The organism is Kangiella sp. HZ709, assembly GCF_009674675.1.
In the GTDB taxonomy this organism is placed as follows: Bacteria; Pseudomonadota; Gammaproteobacteria; order Enterobacterales; family Kangiellaceae; genus Kangiella.
On the sequence record NZ_WKJC01000001.1, the window covers coordinates 605,868 to 627,060 of the forward strand.

Sequence of the window (21,193 nt, forward strand, 5' to 3'; positions counted from 1 at the left end):
GGTTTACTGATTTAAATTTTCCAAAAATTCTATCACAAGTTTTTGGCTTCTAGTTCTAGGCAACTCAGGCAAACTGGTTAAAAACTCTTTACCATAGTTGTTTGCGACCAATCTTGGATCACATAATACCAAAACGCCTTGATCTTTTTGATCTCGAATTAAGCGTCCAGCACCTTGTTTTAAAGCGGTAATTGCCTCAGGAATTTGTAAATCATAAAAAGGATTTTTGCCCTGCTTACGCATTGATTGCACTTTAGCCTCAATCAATGGCTCGTCTGGCGCAGCAAAAGGTAATTTATCTATTACCACTAAACTAAGCGCCATACCTTTAACATCCACACCTTCCCAGAAACTTGAAGTCGCTAACAAAACAGCATCGCCTTGCTCGCGAAAAGCTTCAATTAATTCATTCTTTGGCCTTTCACCCTGTACCATTAATTTACTCGATTCGATTTTGGATTCAATCAACTCTCGAACTTTATTGAGCGCATAGTAGCTAGTAAACAGCAAAAAACTACCGCCTTTATTTGTCTCTACTAAAGGAAAAATTTTATTGAACCAAGATTCAATATATTTAGGATTTCTAGGATCCGGTAGATCTCTGGGAACATAGAGCAGAGATTGATTTTGGTAGTCAAAAGGGCTCTCTAGCATCAATTCATTGGCAGAGTCTAACCCCAGTTGCGATTTAAAGTGATCAAATTTTCGGGCTTGGCTTAATGTTGCAGAAGTAAAAACCCAAGTTTGTGCACCATGATCGAGACGTGACTGAGCAAAAGCTTCAGAAACATCTAGTGGAGTTTCTACTATCGCAAAGCCTGTGCGATAAGTTTCGACCCATCGTACTGAGTCCTTCGCCAAATCTTTATCTTCGAACAAGACCAAGCTTTGCAAAATTTCCACCGAGCGACGGTGGCATGCATCCAGACCTTTACTTCGAGTGGCGTTTAGATCTAAGCGTTTACTTAAAGCTTTCATCTCCCTTAAAAGCTCTAGCAAAAGATCATTTCTAACTTTAATATCAAGTTGTAACCAATTGATTTTCTTACCAGAGTCACCCAATTTTAAACGAATTTCGTTTACCGCACCTTCAACTCTTCTCACAGCGACGGAAAGCTGCCTATCATCTTTAGCCGTAGTCATAGCTTCTAATTCCGCATCACGACAAAGTTCATTGACTTGGCGGCTAGTTAACCGATGACCATAAAAAGCATGAGCAATTGCGGCAACTTGGTGCGCCTCATCGGCAATTACGATATCTGCTTCTGGTAATAGCTCACCAAAGCCATCCTCTTTCAACACCATGTCGGCCAGCAATAAGTGATGATTAACCACCACTAAATCCGCTTCCATCGCCTTTTGTCGTGCCTTAACCAAATAGCAATCGGCATAATCCGGACAATCAGCCCCTAAACAATTTTCATTGGTAGAGGTCACATAACTCCATAAGGGATCATTATCATTCAGATCAGGACATTGAGTTAAATCACCCGAAACGGTTTTATTAGTCCACTGCTTCACTTTGACTAAAGTATCCGCCATAGAGCGGCTTTTAAAGCGTCCAGAGTCGAGATTTTGTTCCAATCGATAGCGACAAAGGTAGTTGTTACGCCCTTTTAATAACGCACGCTCTTTATGGATGCCTAAAGCATCGAAAATGCTCGGTAAATCTCGAAAATAGAGCTGATCTTGTAAGTTTTTGGTGCCTGTAGAAATGATGATTTTTTTATCGCTATCATCTGCTGCTTTAATCGCTGGTACTAGATAAGCGAAAGTTTTACCGGTTCCGGTCCCTGCTTCTATGCAAATACTGGTTTCACTGTCGATAGCAGCTTCAATAGCTTGGGCCATCTCTATTTGCGCTTCACGCTCGACATAGCCGTCAAACGCTTTTGCTAGCAAACCATCGAAGGCAAACAGCGCTTTTATACTTTTCTTAGACACTAATTGAGTTGATTTTGTAATAGATCAAATAGTAATTCGATATGAATAGGAGAATCATTTAGGGCTGGAATATAGCCATACTCTTTACCGCCGGCCGTGATAAATATATCTCGATTCTCTACCGCCAGCTCTTCAAGCGTTTCAAGACAATCAGAAGCAAAAGCGGGACTAATCACTTGAACACTGGAAACGCCGTTTTTGCCCCAATCTTCTAAAGTCGCGTCGGTATAAGGCTTGATCCACTCTTCGCGCCCGAAACGTGACTGGAAAGCAGTTTGATATTGTTCTTTATTTAAGCCCAGTTCTTTGACCACTAGCTGAGTGGTTTCATGACACTGCTGCTCGTAGGGATCGCCTTTCTTGCTAAAGCGTTTTGGCACCCCATGATAGGAGAAAAGCAACTTTTGCGCCTGCCCATTATCTTTCCAATAAGCTTTAACAGAATCAGCCAAACCTTTGATATATAAAGAATGTTTATGATAGCCATTAACATAAGTTAACTCAGGAACGAAAAAACGCTTTTTGTAGAACTTGCTGATTTGATCGAAAATTGCCGCATTGGTAGCAGACGAATATTGCGGATATAGAGGCAATACAATAATGCGTTCACAACCTTGTGATTCTAAAGATTCTAATGCTTTAGGGATCGAAGGATTGCCATAACACATGGCTAACTCAATCGGCACGTAACTTTGAGAGTCGTAAATTTCTACAGAATTATCGAGCTTGTTTTGCAGCTCCATTCGCTGAGCTTGACTATAAACCATCAAAGGCGAACCTTTATCGGTCCAAATCGACTGGTATAGTTTTGCGACTTTTGGCGGACGTGTTCTTAGAATGATGCCATGTAAAATTGGGCACCAGATCATTCGTGGAATCGAAACTACGCGCTTATCGTGTAGAAATTGAAATAGGTATTTACGAACCGCTTGCGAGGTTGGCGCATCAGGCGTTCCCAAGTTACACAGTAGAACGCCCTGCTTTTTACTCACGCAATAAGCCTCTTGTACCTTATTAAGCTTCTAAGCCATTAAAGACAGCATCACGAATGTCTTCAACTGAGCCAACACCGGCTACTTTAAGGTATTTTGGGGCAGCTTGAGCGTCTTCTTTTGCCCAATTTGAGTAGTAATCTACTAGAGGACGAGTTTGCTCTTGATAAACGTTTAAACGATGCAAGATGGTTGCTTCTTGGTCGTCATCGCGCTGAATGAGCTCTTCGCCAGTCACATCATCTTTGCCTTCTTCTTTCGGCGGATTGTAAGTAACGTGATAAACGCGACCAGAAGCGGGATGAACACGACGACCACTTAATCTTTTAACGATTTCTGCATTATCCACATCAATTTCAACCACGAAATCAACGTCAATGGCGTTTTCGCGCATAGCGTCTGCTTGAGGAATGGTTCTTGGAAAACCATCCAACAAATAGCCATTATCACAATCTGACTCTTTCACACGTTCTTTAACGATGCCAATAATAATATCGTCAGAGACTAATTCGCCTGCATCCATCTTCTTTTTTGCAGCCAAACCCATTTCAGAGCCAGCCTTTACTGCGGCGCGTAACATATCGCCAGTAGAAATTTGTGGGATATCGTATTTATCTTTCAAAAATTGTGCTTGAGTACCCTTTCCGGCACCTGGCGCGCCCAATAAAATAATGCGCATTTATCGCTCCTAACGAACAAAAATAAGAAAAAGCATAGTAGGCGCTAAGATACTTGGAATAACCACTTAGCTCAAGTAAAAATCACAAATAATCTATGACTATTTCCCATAATTTAAGCGATTTACTTCAATCTATTAGTCAGCTGAACATAAGCTCTTTTATTAACGAGCTTTTTTGTGTTTTAAAAGCTAAGGATCAACTACCGACATCATCATAAACTAACTGATGGCTAACGGCGGCAAGTTCTTTACGATTTAAATGACTTTGCATCTTAAGAATTGGGGAAAAACTAACCTCTACACAAACTCCAGAACCTTGCAGCATTCCCCAAAAGTGAGCACCAAAGGGAAAATCTGCATAGAAAGCATATTGATTTCTAACTTGATCACTTAACGGCTCGCCTTTGTTATTAAGGTATTTCAAGCCAATGGGTTGTATATTAAGTTCGGGGTGTAAATCACAAATGGCGAAGAGGCTCGACTTAAAGGGTTTAACGCTTTTCCCATCAGTTGAAGTGCCTTCTGGGAATATAATTAAATTTTCTTGATTAGCGACACGGTTAGACAACTCTTTCAGCTGTACCTTGATCTCACGACTTCGTCTGTTGATAAACACCGTATTTTGTAGCGTGCTAAGCCAACCAAATAGCGGCCACTTTCTAACTTCAGCTTTAGAAACAAAGGAGCCTTTGAGTTGAGAGCCTAGGACGATGATATCCAAATAAGAAACATGGTTAGCTACAAACAAGATAGGAGCATGTTGGCTCTTCTCACCCATTATTTTAAGCTTGACTGCAAATAGCTTTAAACAGCCCTTATGCCAAAACCTAGCAATGGTTAAGCGCTGACCAAGCGGGATTGCTACCACAAAAACTATTAATGCCAGCCCTGTCCATAACAAGAAAATAAGCACTCTTATAAAAGCTTTTAGGATATTGAGAGCTTTTAACATCTTTATCTTTTACCTATTTCTTGAACATAGTTTTTGAAGGTATCAAACTCCACATACAAAAAAACAAAAGTGGTATTAAAAATAGGGTCAGTATAATAATGGTCACTAATTTTTCCACCCATTTTCAAATAACCGCGAACCAAAGTCGGTAGCTGCCTTTCTTTAGCGACATCGTCTGTTAGTATGCTCGAAATAGGATGGGCTGATTTGGTAGGCTGAGGCATTAACTCTTCTTCAGCCAGATAATCACGATGCAAAAGACTCAATACATTAGCGTGTTCAGTCGCTTCTTGGCCTGGAAAGCTTGAAATACCAAACATCATATCGACTTTTAAATGGTTGATATAATTCATGGCACTTTTCCAAATCAATAATAGTATAGAACCCTTGCGAAACTTCTCTTCAATACAAAACCGGCTAAGCTCTAAGCAGTGCTTGTTTTTGGCTAATAATTGATCGAATTGATAGTACTCTTGGGAGTAAAACTTTTCGCTTCTAGGCAAGTACTGGCTATTAATCAACCGTAAGGTACCTACTACTTGATCGCCCTCTTTTCCATGATGGATAACAATTAAATGATGCGCATAATAATCTCTTGTTTCAGCAGATTTACGTTGCTCTTCTGATAAATGCTTGAAGAATATTTTTTCACGTAGTATTTCGATTTGCTGAATTTCTTGCTCAGTTTCTGCAAGTTTTACTGTATATTTTCCAGCACTAATTTTACAAGGTATTTCAGCAACGCTTGCTAAAATTTCTTTAGAAACGCCTTTACTCATACTTCCACCATCTTTTTAAATTTATGCCTGCAACCATCGTGTTAAAATCTTCTTCAGCCTAATTGGCTTAAAGCCTCGTTCTTTATTTGCTTTGCCAATCTTAAATGCCCACTCCCATTGCTTAAACATCACTTTATAAGCGTCAAATAAAGAATTTTTAGGGTCATAAATATGCGCAGCCTCTGCGGTTACGCCATTGACTTCAAGCACTTTAATGTTTTCGCCCCGCCTAAAGCTATCGATAGTATCGACTCGAATATCAAAGCGTCCAAAATGAAATTCAGGAATGGCTTTAGCTAGCTGCTCAATTGACTTGGATAGCTTCTCACTAATATATTCATTGGCATCTAAAAACAAGGCACCTCGGCAATGGCTACCCACATCCACTAACTGAAAAACTTCACCCTTAGCTAAGATCCTATTAAGTTGTTTACTATGTTTTTCTAGAAAAGTAGGTGCCATCATAACTGCGCGAGCATCTTGCAAAATTAAAGTTTCTAATGTGCTGACTCCATCGCCGGTAACCGATGGGAACTTCTTATTAACGATAGAGTAAATAAACCCTTTTTCATGCTCTGGTGGCTTAATATAGAAAACTCCGAACTCTTCTCCTGCAATATATTCCTGCAGCAAAGTGGTTTGCTGTGAGTGCGTTTCTAAATACTTAACAGCTGAAGCCTTATCATGAATAATCGCAACATTAGTCCCGCGATAACCATTATTAGGCTTTAATACCAGAGGATAAGTTAGCTCTAGCAGCAGAGATTGATCGCTATTGGTTGTTGAATTAAATATATACGAATTAGGCACAGAAGCAGGTATAGCCGATGCTATTGGCTCTAAAGTATTAGATTTGTCATCACCAAAAATACCGCCAAAATCCATTTTGGGATTAGCAATACTGAATAACGTCGCTCCACGGTATTTTAAAGCGAGCCAGAAAATATAAAAAACGATCGGGATATAAAATAACCAAACTGGCCAAAACTCCCAGCGGGTATATCTGCACCAGCGAGAAAATAGGAGTCTTCTACTTCTTAAGGAAAGCATTTTTACAAATTAGCTGGCGCTGGATTCAAATTGCCTAGTTGATGGCGCCTTAGTCATATTGCCATCAACGGTGAAACCCTTTTGTCTTAGTGCAATACCGATAATGGCTAAGTGATGGACTGTATGGCTTTGTAAAAACTGCATTTCACGCAAGATACTGGATTGTGAAACCATATCTTTTAGACTTGGATTGGTAATCAAAGACACCTCGACGGAATTATCCAATGGCGACATTGACTCTAACTCTTTAACTAGCTCTTGAATTACATCTATAGCAGTCTTTGCGCAGTTCTGACAACCAGTACAACGCTCTCTTGAATCATAGTTAATAGGGACTTCTATATCTAAAGCTTTAAAGAAAATTTGATAATGCTCTAAGATATGCCGAACATGTGCCCCTATCGTTATACTATTCAAAACCTCTAAATTATCATTATAGAAATTTTTATCGCCTGCATGTATGCGATTTAGCAACTGCGCTAGCTCTTGCAGCAACACTTTATTATCAAAAATAGCGACTTGTAATAGATTCAAAAGATCGACCTTTTCTTATATTTGTAGTTAAGATTTAGTTCTTAGCCGATTATTACAAAAAATATGAAATTATGCGAATAGCCTTGATAATGTTTGCTTATTACTTCTTGATAATCAATGGCTTAATAAAGTAAGCCGCTATTGTTCCAAATAATGCTCCCAAGCCATTTGCCAATAAATCATACCATTCAAACGAGCGGTTCGGTATTAGCTGCTGTAATAACTCAATTAAGAAAGAAAAAAGAATGACCGCAATAATAATCTGCCAATTTTGTCGCTTATTAGAAGCAAAACGGCAAATGCCGGCCAAGCCAGCATAAGCTATGAAATGCCCCGCTTTATCCCAAATCAAATTAGAAGGCAGACTCTTACCCGGTAGCAGCGAAACCGTGAGAATTGCCACACTAGCAACCACGAAAAGCACCTTAAAAAACTTACTCGTAAATATAAACATCTTCACTCATGATTTGTTAATGGTCCAAAAAAAACCGCCTGGAATTTAACTCGCAGGCGGTTTTAAATGCACAAACGCTATTACTGAGCCAATTTTAGCAATAGCTTATTTAGCTTACTAGCAAAACTTGCAGGGTCTTCTAACTGACCCGACTCAGCCAACTGTGCTTGGTTGAATAAAACCTCAACCCACTCTGCAAACTGCCCTTCGTCTTGCTCATTGTCCACTAATTGAATAAGTGCATGTTCAGGGTTAAGCTCAAATACTGGTTTAGTTTCAGGAACTGGCTGGCCCGCCGCCTGCATCATTTTTATCATCTGCAATGGCATATCGCCTTCTCCAGCCACAATGCAAGCCGGCGTATCAGTTAATCGCATCGTTATTTTAACGTCGCTAACATTATCGGCTAATACTGTTTTTACTCTTTCAACTAAACCTTTATTATCTTCCGAGGCTTTCTCTTGGGCTTTTTTATCTTCCGCATCTTCAAGGTTACCTAAGTCTAAATCACCTTGAGTCACAGATACAAATTGCTTGCCAGCATATTCTTGCAAATGCGACATGGTCCACTCATCAATACGATCAGACATTAATAAAACTTCGACGCCCTTTTTCCGGAATACTTCTAAATGCGGACTGTTTTTAGCGGCTAAGAAACTTTCGGTAGCAATGTAGTAGATCTTTTCCTGCTCAGGTTTCATGCGCTCGATATACTGATCAAGCGAGACATTTTGTACTTTTGAGTCGGTATGCGATGAACTAAAGCGGAATAACTTGGCTATTTTTTCTTTATTAGTAAAATCTTCACCAGGCCCTTCTTTAAGCACTTGTCCAAACTCATCCCAAAATTCTTGATATTTATCAGCATCTTTCTTGGCCAATTGTTCAAGCATTTTTAAAACACGACTAACCATTGCGCTGCGCAAAGATTGAGTTGTTGCCGAATCTTGTAAGATTTCTCTAGAAACGTTTAATGGCAGGTCGTTTGAATCTAATAAGCCACGAACAAAGCGCAAATAAATTGGTAAGAACTGCTCAGCATCGTCCATAATAAAGACACGCTGAACATACAGTTTTACACCGCGTTGACGATCACGATTCCATAGATCATAAGGTGCTTTTGAAGGGATATATAGCAAGCTTGTATACTCTTGCTTACCTTCAACTTGATTGTGTGCCCAAGTTAAAGCATCTTGGAAATCGTGCGAGATATGCTTGTAGAATTCTTGATACTCTTCATCTTTAATCTCTGATTTTGCTCGAGTCCATAAAGCCGTAGCCTTATTTACAGCTTCAAACTCGGTAGCTTCAATATTCTCTTCAACGTCATCATCCGTAGATGGCATTGATTGCTTAAGCATTTCTACTGGTAATGAGATGTGATCTGAATATTTACCAATGATATTTCGTAAACGAAAATCTTCTAAAAACTCATGTTCATCATCTTTTAAATGAAGAATAATGTCCGTACCGCGATTAGTTTTCGTTGTTGCTTCAATGGTAAATTCGCCATCTCCAGCGGATTCCCAAATAACAGCGTCAGACTCTATATCACCCGCTTTACGAGTAATAACGCTAACTTTATCTGCAACAATAAAAGCAGAGTAAAAACCTACACCAAATTGACCAATTAAATGCGAGTCTTTCTTTTGATCGCCTGTTAATTGTGTAAGAAACTCAGCAGTGCCCGATTTAGCAATAGTTCCTAAATGCTCAATCACATCAGATTGATCCATACCAATCCCGTTATCGGAAATGGTTAAGGTTTTAGCCTCTTTATCGGTAGTGATACGTATTTTTAAATCTGAATCACCTTGGTACAGTTCAGCATCTTTTAACGCTTTAAAACGTAGTTTATCCGCTGCATCAGCAGCATTAGAAATAAGTTCTCTTAAGAAAATCTCTTTATTTGAGTAGAGTGAATGCACCATCAAATGCAATAACTGTTTTACTTCAGTTTGAAAGGAATGGGTTTGTTTTTCTGTGGTAGTAGACATTTTTGAACCTAAGTTAAGTATAACTATAAAACTGCATTCTATCTGGGGATTAATGCCTTATATTCAAGTCATATTTGTTAAATATATTAATAAAAAAGGAGCCTAAGCTCCTTTTTTATATCAATAAGATTACATTCGTAAATCTATACGATTATCGCGAATGAATGTGCGTTCTTTATATAGTTTTGAATTTTTCAAATCTAAAGGGTCTTGAATAAAGTTCGCCCTATTGGGTTGTGCTGGGGCAAACTTATTAGTTGATGTTGGGCAAGAACCTGTTGCCTGATAATTCAAGGCTGCTGCCAGTAAAGCTTCCGTAGGATCTCCCAATGCTTTTGTAAAATCATCTGGTACGGTACAACCTCTCACGAAGTCTTGCCCATTATCCGTTGCAGAAGGGATAAATCCATCGGCATAATCGCCAAAGCCCTTATCGTTTTCTTCTCTAAATTGAATAGTAAAATAAGTGGTTCCACAATTATCTGTTGGGAAAAAGCCATAAGGCTTACCGCATGTAGTGTCGCCAATCAAAACCACCTCAACATCAATTCCTCTTAAACCATTGATTAAAGCCTCGCTAGCTGAACAGGTTGAGCCTGTTGAAAGTACAAAGACTCGATTCAAATTTAAATCAGGTAAAACGCCTCCTGGTGCCGTACCCTGATCAGATGGAGCGCTGAAAAATGGCGTTGGATTATTGGTATTACCAAAAATATCTACACCATTAAATTTGTCATTATAAACATTAGTTCCATATATTTTATTTTGTGTTCGAGTAGGCCCTGCAACCATGTAAGCTAGTTGGCTAGAAATAAATAAGAAGCCGCCACCATTGTAGCGAAGATCAATTACTAAATCTTGAACTCCCTGATTTGAGAAATCAATAAAGGCATCTATTAACTCTTGTTCTGCTATACGTGTACCGAAAGTATTAAACTGCATATAGCCAACGATTCCTGATGCAGTATTAAATACGGTTTCATTTTGAACTGGGTCACTCGTTACGGTAGTTGCCGTTAAGTCAACTGTTCTAGTGGTTGTAGCTCCTAAGTCTCTAATAACAAATGTATGTGTTTCACCATCATTAGGAAACAAGCCCGAATTAAGTGCATTCACATCAGCGCCATTTTCAACATCAACTCCATCAATAGTGATAATTTCAGCACCCCGCTCAACATTAGCAGCACTGGCTGGAGAATTAGGTTCATTATAAGCAATAACGATTCTTCTTGGGGGTGAAGAGCTTAGAATTCTAAAACGAAGTCCATAACCGGCCGATGAACCAGTTGCGGCTTCTTGCTGCTGCTCATCAGTATCTTGAGTGAAATGAAAATTATCTCTTGCATTCCCTGAGTTTGTTACGGCATCAGTTTTAAGTTCTTCAAAATACGCAATCGGACTAGAAAAATTAGCCGGATTTTGATCAACAATTTCATTGTACCAAAGATAAGTTTCATCACTCCAAGAACGTAACCAAAAATTCTCATCTAATGTTGAACCTTGAACATCAGGCCAAGGATCACCATTAATATCATTCCCAGAGCGCGGATTTTCGCAACGTGCGTCAAACCTAGTTGAAGCTTCAAACACGCCAGATGTCCAAGTTAAATTTCCCGGACTATCATCATTATCAGAGCTTCCACAAGAAGATAAGAGCGCAAGACACAATACAAAAAGCAAACTTTTACTGATATTAATCATAGACTTAAACCTTCATAAATAAACTGTTGATATGCTAACCATACCATAATGCATAAAAAGTGAAGGACACAGTAGTAAATTTGTATCAATTATTAACTTTGATAAATACGTCTATCCGAAAGCGATTGCATTAATGTGCCTCCATCAAGGTATTCTAACTCACCTCCAATAGGTACGCCGGATGCCAAACGAGAAATGGTTACCTCTGATTTATTGAACATCTCAGAGATAAAGTGAGCCGTGGCTTCACCTTCTACCGTAGAATTAGTTGCTAAAATGATCTCAGCAGGCGCTTCTTTTATCACCAATTCTTTTAATACATCCAAACCTATATCGTCAGGCCCAACTCCATCTAATGGTGATAAATGGCCCATCAATACAAAATATTTTCCTTTGTAACCTGCCGTTGCTTCTATTGCATAAACATCAGCTGGTGATTCTACTATACAGAGCAAAGTCGTGTCTCTGGCTGTAGAATCGCAAATGGTACAAACATCATTTTCAGTGAAATCTCTGCAACGTTGGCAATGTTTAATTCCTTTAACGGCCTGTGCTAGAGATTCAGATAAGTGGCTAGCGGCATCTTTATGGCGCTCCAACAAATGATAGGTCATCCGCTGAGCAGACTTAGGACCAACCCCTGGTAAACAACAAAAGGCATCGATTAATTTTTTTATTAAAGGTGACTGCATCTGAATATCTATAGTTAATATCGTTGACTTTAAAGCCGGTTTTTTAGGGATATAGCCGGCAGTTTCAAATTGAAAAAACTGAGTGTATGTAAAATACAGTATGTTTTGAAAGCGAAACTAACAAACTATAACCCTAAAAAGAAATTTAAAACGGTAAATTCATACCAGGGGGAAGATTCATACCCTTGGTTACTTCAGCCATACGCTCTTGTGAAGTTTGCTCTACTTTACGCACAGCAGCGTTAACTGCTGCGGCTACTAAATCTTCTAACAATTCCTTATCATCTTCCATAAGACTTGGATCAATTTCGATCCTTTTAACGTCATGACGACCAGTCATGGTCACTTTGACCATACCAGCACCAGCATCTGCCTCTACTTCCATTGAAGCAATTTCCTCTTGCGCTTGTTGCATTTTTTCTTGCATTTGCTGGGCTTGTTTCATCATACCGCCCAATCCACCTTTACCAAACATGGTTATACCTCTAATAGTTTATTCTAAATATCTCACTGACGGCTTTATCAGTTGAGCATCAAAGTGTTGTATTATTTCTTTACTAAATGGGTGCTTTAGGAGAGTTTCACAAGCCTTTGCATGCTTTTCTTGCATTAAACGCTCAAAAATCACGGCTGGAGTTTCTCGTTTAGCCTCGGAAAAAGACCAGGTTATCGATAGCGTTTTGTCATAAAAAACCACCAGAGCTTCTTCGATACCTGCTTTTGCACTATCCGTACATATCAAATCAAGCTTAGGATCCACTTGAATATTCGCTTGATTATCACTTATCCAATCAAAAAGACTGGAATGAACAATTTGTTCTAAAGTACCCACTAAGCCTAATTTTAACACGACTTTTGCCCACTCATCGCTGACTTTAGCAAGCAAATAATTTTCTTTACGTGTCTGCTTTAACTCAACAGAAGCTTGCTCACTAGTCTGCAGAATTATTTCATGCTCATTACTAGTTGTGTCTGATAACTCTGGTTTGAATTGATGAAACCCATTAGTTATTGTGTCCACTTCTACAGTCTCTTGTAAACCATCAGGAATGGATAATGGTTTCTTGGAAGTTTCCTCAAGTTCATCTTCAATGCTTTTGCTAAAAGCTTTAGGGGGCTCAAGTGGTTCAACATCACTAATATCTTGACTGGCGTTTGCAACAGTAGTATTCACATTTTGATTAGGTTCATGCTCGGGCTTGCTTTTAAGACTAGTTTCTAGCGCGCCACTGCCTAAACCCAAAGCTGCATGCAAACTAGCTAGTGGGTCAACTTTTAAAGTTTTCTCGGGTGTTTCTAAGCTTTCTGCTTGTGATAATTTGGAATGATTAGCAAGGCCATTAGTTTTGGAGTCTGCTAATTGTTCAGCAACTGCTTGAGGTTTCGTTTCTAATTCAGGAGACTTATTATCTGCTGACTCATGCATAACGTCTTCATCAGCGTCTTCAACCTCACCCCAGTGGTAGTCGGAGTAGTCATATTCAGTAGCGTCTGTTTGTTCCAACTCAGTATTATCTGAGGTCAGTTCTATGGATAGAGCTCCTTTACTGCTGTTTTGTTTTGATGGCGCTTTTTCAGTAACTTGATCAACTTTGTTTGAGGATGACTGAGCGCTGGAATTTTCTATAGTTTTTTCTTTACTTAACTCTACAGTTTTTTCAGGTGTCACCGGAGTGTTTTCTGAGACAGGCTTTTCTTCTACTTTAGTAAGGTTTTTATTACTTATTAAACTGCTATTCTTTACTATTTTTTTTTTGCAGAAACCATTTCTGTAGAAGCTTGACCGGGGGCAGCAATCTGAAAAGCGAGCATTCTTAACAAAGCCATTTCAAGACCTTGCTTAGGTGTTGCTGCCCACGCCAAATCTTTTTTCGCATGCAAACCCATCTGATAATACAACTGTAAGTCTTGTGGAGAGATTAACTCCGCATACTTTTGCAGGTAATTTGCTGCAGAATCTAATAGCACTTGTGTAGCTTGAAAAATAGCAATTTGATGGAGCCTACTAAGCAACTCTTTTAAAGCATCTGCAAAATCAATCGGAAAATTGCTCATCTCTGCTACAGCATCTATTGCAAGTTTGGAGTCTTTTTTCGCTAGCGCATTTAAAAGTTTATCCATGAAACGGTGGTCAATAGTACCTAACATATTTCTGATATCAGATTCATTAACTTTACCATCAGAAAATGCTATCGCTTGATCTAATAAGCTTAAAGCATCGCGCATACTGCCTTCCGCTGATTGCGCAATTAAACCCAAAGCCATAGCCTCAAAGCTAATACTTTCTTGAGATAATATATACTCAAGATGCTTACTAATAATCTCTTCATCCATATGTTTTAAATGAAACTGTAAACATCTTGATAAAACTGTCACAGGAAGTTTTTGTGGATCAGTTGTCGCCAATAAGAAAATCACGTGCTCAGGAGGTTCTTCTAATGTCTTTAATAGCGCATTAAATGAGCTGTTAGAAAGCATGTGAACTTCATCGATTAAATAGACTTTATAGCGTCCTCTGGTAGGACGATATTGAACGTTATCCAATAACTCGCGAGTATCATCTACTTTAGTTCGCGATGCGGCATCAACTTCTATCAAGTCAACAAAACGACCTTCATCGATTTCTACGCAGGAACCACACTCACCACAAGGTGAAGCCGTTAGGCCATGAGTTTCGCAGTTTAGACACTTAGCAAGGATACGGGCAATGGTGGTTTTACCAACCCCGCGGGTACCGGTAAATAAATAAGCATGGTGTAAACGCTCAGTTTCAATGGCATTAATCAAGGCACGACTGACGTGTTCTTGACCTTGTAATTCTTTGAAATTTTTCGGTCGCCATTTACGAGCGAGCACTTGGTAGCTCATATTTTATTCTTAGTAGCTAGGAGGAATTCAATGAGCAAACTTTACCATAATTAGACTGTGCTATGGAATAGCTTGAGCAAGGCTTTGTCCTGCTTATATGAAATTATTTGGTTATTAAGCAGTCAAGAAGGGATGGTTGTTGAAACGAGAGAAATAATAGAGGTAATCTTAACTAAAGACTCTGCTAGCCACACCCCGGCACACGAATCAACTGCTACCGTTGCTCCCTTCCGGGCCTGGCGGGATTCACAATCTATCATTGCGGGGGGACCAGCAGAGCCGCCGGCATTATCCAACAAAAGCGATTATTAAGTAAAGGCTTAATTAGATCTATTAAGTAGATTTTTTAACAATCTCAATTTTCACTAAATCCGCATTCTCACAAGTAAGAATACCTTTGTTACTCACCAGTAATTTGCCTTCTTCAGTTTGAATAATCATATTCTTAGTCATCTTTAACTGCTCATGGGGAGTGAATAAAAAGTGTTGATCATTATGATCTGGCCCTATCATTATCAACGAGCCTAGCTCCTTATTGCTAGACTGGACCATTCGCACCGGACCTTTGACATATTGTAAGCCTATGATATTACTTGAATTTTTCGATTTGTGCCATCGACTCAAAGCAAACTGCCAAGCACCCCGCTGCCCGGGAAAATCCAGAGCTATCATCATTGGTGTTGAGTTGTTAACTTTCAGACCTTTATGCTGATATTCCTCAATACAAGATCCCCCTTGGCTTTGGTTAACTGCTTGCCATACAGTAGGCAAACCTGATTGAGGACTTTTAATAGCCGTTTCAAAACTCTCCGATGCTGGGTAGGCATTGAGCTTCAAATCACTAGTTATTAAGGCTTTTATATCATCAAAGCCCCATATAACTTTAGCCTCAACATCCACTGGGTAACGATCACTTGCTCTAGCGATATACTTAATTGAATAACGGTAAACCATCTGCAAGAGCTTTCCATGCATAACTTTGTTGTTAGGTGTTAAAAACTGATGATTTAAAGGTTTGCTAGCATTGAATATACTGAGCTCTTGCTTTATTTTCGAAGTAAAACCTAACATATTTAAGTATCGTGAGTTTTCATCGTGTTTATGATTCTCTTGAACTTGTTCTGGTCGATAAGCCTTTGCATAATTAAATGCAAAATAGCTGCTTTCGCTAGGGATAGTTTTATCTTTTGTTAGCTTTATTTCTGATACTAAATTATCTAAGTAGCAAAATGTATTCCAACTTTCTTCTCGATTTAACGTATAGGGCTCCATTGAAGCCATTAATGCTGTCCTACAAAATGAAGACTTTATGTTTCTTGATACTCTAATACTATTGATAGGATCATCCTTTACACTTATTTCCGTGAGTTTATTTACCTCTGAAAACTGGTAAAGTTGGAATAATTCTTGCCATAAATAGCTTGGTAGAGATTTATCCAATTGATAGTGTTCGAGTTTAAACAATGTTAGATAATGAAGGGCCAAGTTTATTGCAAAAGCCAATTTTTTGGGTAGTCCAAAAACCCACTTATTATTGCTTTCTAATTTAACTACACACTGCTTAGTAGCATGTGTCATTTCTCTGGTAAGTTGATGCAGGTGAATATCGACATCTTTATTTATTAGAATTGCATCATCCGAATAATCTCTAATCATATTACTTATATTAGAATATTTATTATGCAATATTTTTATAATAATCAATGCATCAGACAGTGATAATTCACAACGATTCAGATCAAAGACAATTTTTGTAGTTTTTAATATTTCAGCCTTGATCGTTTGGGAGTCACTGATTGTAAGAATCGATTTCAAACGTCCAGGTTCAGTTTCCGTGAGGAATTGTTGACCTTCTAATACTTCTGGGAAGCTTAAGTCTAACTTTATATTCATGTTATGCGCTATATGGAATTATATTTCGATTTAAGTATATCTATTAATATCAACTTTGAAGGATTTGTTATTATTGATTAGCAAAGTTGACCATACGAGTGAGTGGTGCCAAAGCCTTTTCACTCAAACCTTCATCTACAAAAATTTCATTTTCATTATTTTCAAAAACCTCCGATAGTAGCTGTAATCCATTCATTTTCATCCAAGGGCAATGGGCACAGCTTCGACAGGTCGCACCCTCTCCTGCCGTAGGAGCTATAATAAGCTCTTTATTAGGCGCTGCTTGTTGCATCTTAAAAAATATACCTTTATCAGTAGCAACAATCATTTGTTTTTGCGGTAATTCTTTAGCTGCTTTAATCAATTGAGAAGTTGAGCCAACCATATCGGCCAAATCAACTACTTTTTGTGGTGATTCAGGATGGACTAGTACCGCGGCTTCCGGGTAAAGCGCTTTAGCCTTTTCTAACCCTTGGAATTTAAACTCATCATGCACAATACAAGCGCCCTGCCACAATAACATATCGGCGCCGGTTTTATTTTGAATATAGCGCCCTAGATGTTTATCTGGTCCCCAAATGATTTTTTCACCTTTATCTTGTAAATACTCAATAACATCAACCGCAATACTGGAAGTCACTACCCAATCAGCCCTTGCTTTTACGGCAGCAGAAGTATTGGCGTAAACAACAACTGTACGATCAGGATGCTGGTTGCAAAAGTCATCAAATAGTTCAATCGGACAGCCTAAATCAAGTGAACAGGTCGCCTCTAATGTTGGCATTAAAACACGCTTTGCTGGACCTAAAATTTTTGCTGTTTCGCCCATAAATTTCACACCGGCAATGATAATAGTATCAGCAGGATGATTGGCTCCAAATTTTGCCATTTCCAGCGAATCACCAACAAAGCCACCTGTTTCTTCTGCCAAAGCTTGAATTTCGGGATCGGTATAATAGTGCGCAATTAAAACTGCATTATGCTTTTTTAGCAGAGCTATTATTTTTTCCTGATAAGCAGATTTTTGTGACGGTGTTAGGACCTGTGGCGGTTTTGGAAAAGGTATATCTATATCAATAATTGGAACATTGGCTGTATTCATTTACAGGACTGGTACTTTATTAATAATCCTATGAGTATATTCTTATTCGCAAAAGTATAAAACAATTTTATTCTAACATTATGTAGCGTATGATTATTTCCAAGTTCAATCAAATATTGGAATCGACCAAGCTAGTGTCTAATAACTATTTCTCTGCATGCACTTATGCAGCCTTAGTTTTTCTATTAATAGCCTGCACAGAGGATAATGCCACATCTAATACTAGTGCTAACACTGCTGAGTCGGTCAAATACCCAGAAATCGATTATAGTTATCCGCTATTTGGGAAAACACTAAATAATAAATACCAATGGTTAGAAGATAACGACTCTGAAGCAACTCAAGAATGGTTGGAAATTCAAGAGCAAAATAACCTAGAATATTTTGATAGTAAAGAATTCCAGCAACTAAAAATCAAGCTAGCAGCAAAAACAAATGTTAGCTTTCCATTTGTTGCTAAGAAAAACTATTTCTATTACTTAATCCGCCTAAATAGAGTGAGCAATAAAAATAGCTGGCAATTCAGTTTATATAATAAAATTACTCATGAGTTAAGCAATACGGATTTAGACATTCCGCAAGATAAAGAAATCGTCGCTATGTCGCTATCAAATTCTGGTAGGTTTGTTGGTATTCTAGAAAGCCAAGCAAAGAATTTTCAATGGCGACTATTTGATACTTTTACCAACAGCTTCCGCTCTATCTCGCTTCCAGTTACCAGTGATAAAACTCAATTATCTTGGGTTGATGATACTCAATTCATTTTCACTTCCAATAACAGCATCTTGAGGGCGGATGTTTTTGGGGTTAATCAGAAAACTTTGTTTAATCTTGAAGAGCATTTAAAGGAAACGGAACTAATAACGCAGTGGAAAGCATTAGATGCCACTTTGATTTTTGGTAATACACAACTCTTTGTTTCGTCTGAGAACTTAAGCTCAAGTGAGAAAAGATTCTGGGTCATCAATGGACTAGGTAAATCTGCGGAAACCTCTGCAATTCTATTTTCTTCTAAAGCAGAACTTGAGCTTGTAGGTTCAAGTGATAATAACCTTTATTTTCTGACTGATTTAGCGGCATCACGCAACAGAATTATTAGTATCGATTTAAACAAACCGCAAAGACGCTATTGGAAAGAAGTTATAGCTCAAACCAGTGGCGTCTTAATTGATGCTCGCTATTTAGGCAATCAATGGCTCCTGCTTTACCGAGACAACGGACAAAGTGAGTTGTTTTTATCCAAACAGTACGGCAAAAATAAAGTTCAAATCGGCAGTACGCCACCTTACTCAGAGATTCATTTTACAAAATCTAACTTAAGCAATGTAAAAGGTAAGGCTCTGTTAAGTGAAAAGCCATTATTGACTATTGAAGCACTGAATCAAGCTGCTAGACCAATAGAGATCAAAGATAATAATTTGACACCCATTTTTAGTAATGGTGATTTTTCCGATAACTTTAAGAGTAATCTTGCGGATTATGCGCACCAACTTAGTTTCTATCGTAGTGAAGATTCCAGTAGGATACCTATAAGCTTGTTAGCAAAAGAAAGCATAGCAAAGGATAAGCCAGTTTTATTAATTGCCAATCAAGGTTTTGGTATGCTGGATGATTACCATTACTCAGCCTTTCTGGAAGCATTTTTAGCCTATGGAGGCACTCTTGCAATTGCCCATATACGCAGTGGCGGGACTTATGGAAAAAATTGGCACAAATCGGCAACTGGAAATAAGAAGAATAAAGCTATAGAAGATTTACTTGCGGCGCAAAACTGGCTATTAGATAAGAACTATACATCAAGTGGTCGGTTAGCAGTTCTGGGGGACCATTACAATAGTTCTATCATCGCGCAAGCAATCAATAATCGTGAGTCTAAGTTTTCTGCCGCTCTATTGATAGATGGTTACTTTAATTTAGTAGAATACTCACAAACTAAGCCGCTGCAAAAGACTTGGCAAGATGAATACGGAGAAGTGAGCAATAAAAACTCTTTGGATCAACTGTTAACAATAGACCCTTTTTCTAATATTAACAACAAAGCTTACCCTGCATTATTTGTATTTAGCCAAAGCCATCTAAACGACAATATGCAATACTTGGCAAAAATCCAAAACCATACTAAGAATAACTTGCCTTTAATTTTTTCTACCAACCATGTGGAGCTATTGCCTGAAGCTTTATACTTCTTGAAGAATCAATTAAAAATAAAGCCTTAGATTTTTACATCAACTCTGAAAGAAAAGCCTCTTTGCTGACTTGATTTGGTGCAAAAACTTTCTCCTCACAAATAATTCCCTCTTGACTTAATTGCGCTAATATTGGCTCGTAAATATCTTTAGTTACAGGCAGTTGCAAACCTTGGCGACTATATAGACCATCTAACATCAGTTGGCTAGCAATAGCAACTGGATAGCCTACCGTTTTTGACATCGCTGAATATCCTGAAGCATCACCCTCTGTCCTTAAGGTTGAGCTAATATAATATTCTTCACCTGACTCTTTTTCTATGACAAATTTATGCTGCAGGATCACCATATCGCTTTCATTATCTAAATACTGCAATTTCTCAACTAGCAACTCACAGAAAACATCCATTGGAGTTGTTTTTACTGTGATCACCTTGTCAGAAAAACAGTCAAGCCATTCAAGTGCCGCAAAAGCTTTTTGACTAATTGATTTTTGCAAACTCTCTATAGAAGCACCATCATTAATAGTTACTAAAAAATCACTCCACGATTGCTCTCGTACTTCAATAATATTTAAAGAAAGCAATCCAAGTTTATGTGCAGCTTGAATAATTTCACTAAAACCTTGATACCTTAAAGTTCCTCTTAAAATGGTTTTTGCTTCTTCGATGCCATAAACCTGTTTGTAACTTACTGACTCACGATTTGGGTAACCTTCTAGTTCTAGACCCGCAATGCTTAAAGGTTTAGTCCAACTCATCAGCTTATCTGAAGAAATAGTAATTGGATTGTTATTGTTTAAATATTTAGCTTCATTTAACAAAGCCATTAAAACACCTCGAGGTGCCCAAGAAAATTTATAGCCTAATGGATTATTATTAGACTCAGGCGCCGGAAGACCGCCACACCATGAAACAAAGCTAGAAATGTTTTCACCTTTGTTATGGGCCTGGTCGATGATTTGCATTGCGGATAAGTGATCGATGCCAGGATCTAAGCCTATTTCGTTCAAAACAGTTATACCGGCTTCTTTAATATCCTTGGCAAGATTCTTCATCTCTTCTGATTCATAACTTGCAGTAATCATATTAACTTGAGCCTGAATAGCAGCCTTTGCAATAGTTGGATGAAAAGGTGCAGGCACTAAGCTCACTACTAAATCAAAGCCATCTAGAGCTTCTTGCACTAGAGATTGATTAGACACATCCAGCTGAATTGATTTAACAGAATTAAAATTTCTGGCCAATTCTTCCGCTTCTGACAATAAATAGCTCGCTACGGTAATATCATTTTCCGCGCGTCGTTTTAGAAATTCAACTAATGGTCCTGCAACAAAACCAGCACCTAATACTAAAATTTTCTTCATAATA

The 21,193-nt window shown here is 38.4% G+C and carries 17 protein-coding genes, 1 other RNA gene and 1 pseudogene; 1 reads left to right on the forward strand and 18 read right to left on the reverse strand.

Annotated elements, in window-relative coordinates; genetic code table 11:
- Positions 1-3 precede the first annotated feature (3 nt).
- The 17 genes and pseudogenes from GJS41_RS02675 to nadA all read right to left on the reverse strand — a co-directional run bounded on the left by GJS41_RS02675 (position 4) and on the right by nadA (position 17,637).
- Positions 4-1,944, reverse strand: coding sequence for an ATP-dependent DNA helicase (locus GJS41_RS02675; RefSeq protein ID WP_370515604.1), 1,941 nt, complete (start codon positions 1,942-1,944; stop codon positions 4-6).
- Complete coding sequence (hemH, locus tag GJS41_RS02680; protein WP_370515605.1) at positions 1,944-2,936, reverse strand: ferrochelatase; 993 nt, start codon at positions 2,934-2,936, stop codon at positions 1,944-1,946. The genes GJS41_RS02675 and hemH overlap by 1 nt, the downstream gene beginning before the upstream one ends.
- A gap of 22 nt (positions 2,937-2,958) precedes the next feature.
- Entirely contained in the window at positions 2,959-3,615 is a 657-nt protein-coding gene (gene adk, locus GJS41_RS02685) for an adenylate kinase (protein ID WP_154245787.1), read from the reverse strand.
- 196 nt (positions 3,616-3,811) lie between these two features.
- Positions 3,812-4,567 (reverse strand): 1-acyl-sn-glycerol-3-phosphate acyltransferase, encoded by a 756-nt coding sequence (locus GJS41_RS02690; RefSeq protein WP_154245788.1) that lies wholly within the window; start codon positions 4,565-4,567, stop codon positions 3,812-3,814.
- Between the two features lie 2 nt (positions 4,568-4,569).
- A complete protein-coding gene (locus GJS41_RS02695) occupies positions 4,570-5,346 on the reverse strand; it encodes a GNAT family N-acetyltransferase (RefSeq protein WP_154245789.1) in 777 nt (258 codons plus the stop codon).
- 21 nt (positions 5,347-5,367) lie between these two features.
- Entirely contained in the window at positions 5,368-6,231 is an 864-nt protein-coding gene (locus tag GJS41_RS02700; protein WP_154245790.1) for a hypothetical protein, read from the reverse strand.
- Positions 6,232-6,405: 174 nt separating this feature from the next.
- A complete protein-coding gene (locus GJS41_RS02705) occupies positions 6,406-6,930 on the reverse strand; it encodes a hypothetical protein (RefSeq protein WP_154245791.1) in 525 nt (174 codons plus the stop codon).
- Between the two features lie 100 nt (positions 6,931-7,030).
- A complete protein-coding gene (locus GJS41_RS02710; RefSeq protein ID WP_154245792.1) occupies positions 7,031-7,384 on the reverse strand; it encodes a VanZ family protein in 354 nt (117 codons plus the stop codon).
- 80 nt (positions 7,385-7,464) lie between these two features.
- Positions 7,465-9,381, reverse strand: coding sequence for a molecular chaperone HtpG (htpG, locus tag GJS41_RS02715; protein ID WP_154245793.1), 1,917 nt, complete (start codon positions 9,379-9,381; stop codon positions 7,465-7,467).
- Between the two features lie 129 nt (positions 9,382-9,510).
- Entirely contained in the window at positions 9,511-11,082 is a 1,572-nt protein-coding gene (locus GJS41_RS02720) for a S41 family peptidase (RefSeq protein ID WP_154245794.1), read from the reverse strand.
- A gap of 92 nt (positions 11,083-11,174) precedes the next feature.
- Entirely contained in the window at positions 11,175-11,774 is a 600-nt protein-coding gene (gene recR / locus GJS41_RS02725; protein ID WP_154245795.1) for a recombination mediator RecR, read from the reverse strand.
- A 145-nt stretch (positions 11,775-11,919) separates the two neighbouring features.
- The gene (locus GJS41_RS02730; protein ID WP_154245796.1) at positions 11,920-12,249 is read right to left on the reverse strand and encodes a YbaB/EbfC family nucleoid-associated protein; all 330 of its coding nucleotides are present in this window, start codon (positions 12,247-12,249) and stop codon (positions 11,920-11,922) included.
- 18 nt (positions 12,250-12,267) lie between these two features.
- A complete protein-coding gene (locus GJS41_RS11545; protein ID WP_154245797.1) occupies positions 12,268-13,443 on the reverse strand; it encodes a DNA polymerase III subunit gamma/tau C-terminal domain-containing protein in 1,176 nt (391 codons plus the stop codon).
- Positions 13,444-13,571: 128 nt separating this feature from the next.
- A pseudogene (gene dnaX, locus GJS41_RS11550) lies at positions 13,572-14,642 on the reverse strand (DNA polymerase III subunit gamma/tau); the annotation flags it as partial.
- A gap of 179 nt (positions 14,643-14,821) precedes the next feature.
- Positions 14,822-14,918, reverse strand: an RNA gene (gene ffs, locus GJS41_RS02745) — signal recognition particle sRNA small type.
- Positions 14,919-14,975: 57 nt separating this feature from the next.
- Positions 14,976-16,535 (reverse strand): hypothetical protein, encoded by a 1,560-nt coding sequence (locus GJS41_RS02750; protein ID WP_154245798.1) that lies wholly within the window; start codon positions 16,533-16,535, stop codon positions 14,976-14,978.
- Between the two features lie 70 nt (positions 16,536-16,605).
- Entirely contained in the window at positions 16,606-17,637 is a 1,032-nt protein-coding gene (gene nadA / locus GJS41_RS02755; protein WP_154245799.1) for a quinolinate synthase NadA, read from the reverse strand.
- Positions 17,638-17,726: 89 nt separating this feature from the next.
- Between nadA and GJS41_RS02760 the strand changes: the two genes are divergently transcribed.
- Positions 17,727-19,853, forward strand: coding sequence for a prolyl oligopeptidase family serine peptidase (locus GJS41_RS02760; RefSeq protein WP_154245800.1), 2,127 nt, complete (start codon positions 17,727-17,729; stop codon positions 19,851-19,853).
- A gap of 4 nt (positions 19,854-19,857) precedes the next feature.
- On the opposite strand, the gene GJS41_RS02765 is transcribed toward GJS41_RS02760, so the two are convergent.
- Positions 19,858-21,189 (reverse strand): saccharopine dehydrogenase C-terminal domain-containing protein, encoded by a 1,332-nt coding sequence (locus GJS41_RS02765; RefSeq protein WP_154245801.1) that lies wholly within the window; start codon positions 21,187-21,189, stop codon positions 19,858-19,860.
- Positions 21,190-21,193 lie beyond the last annotated feature (4 nt).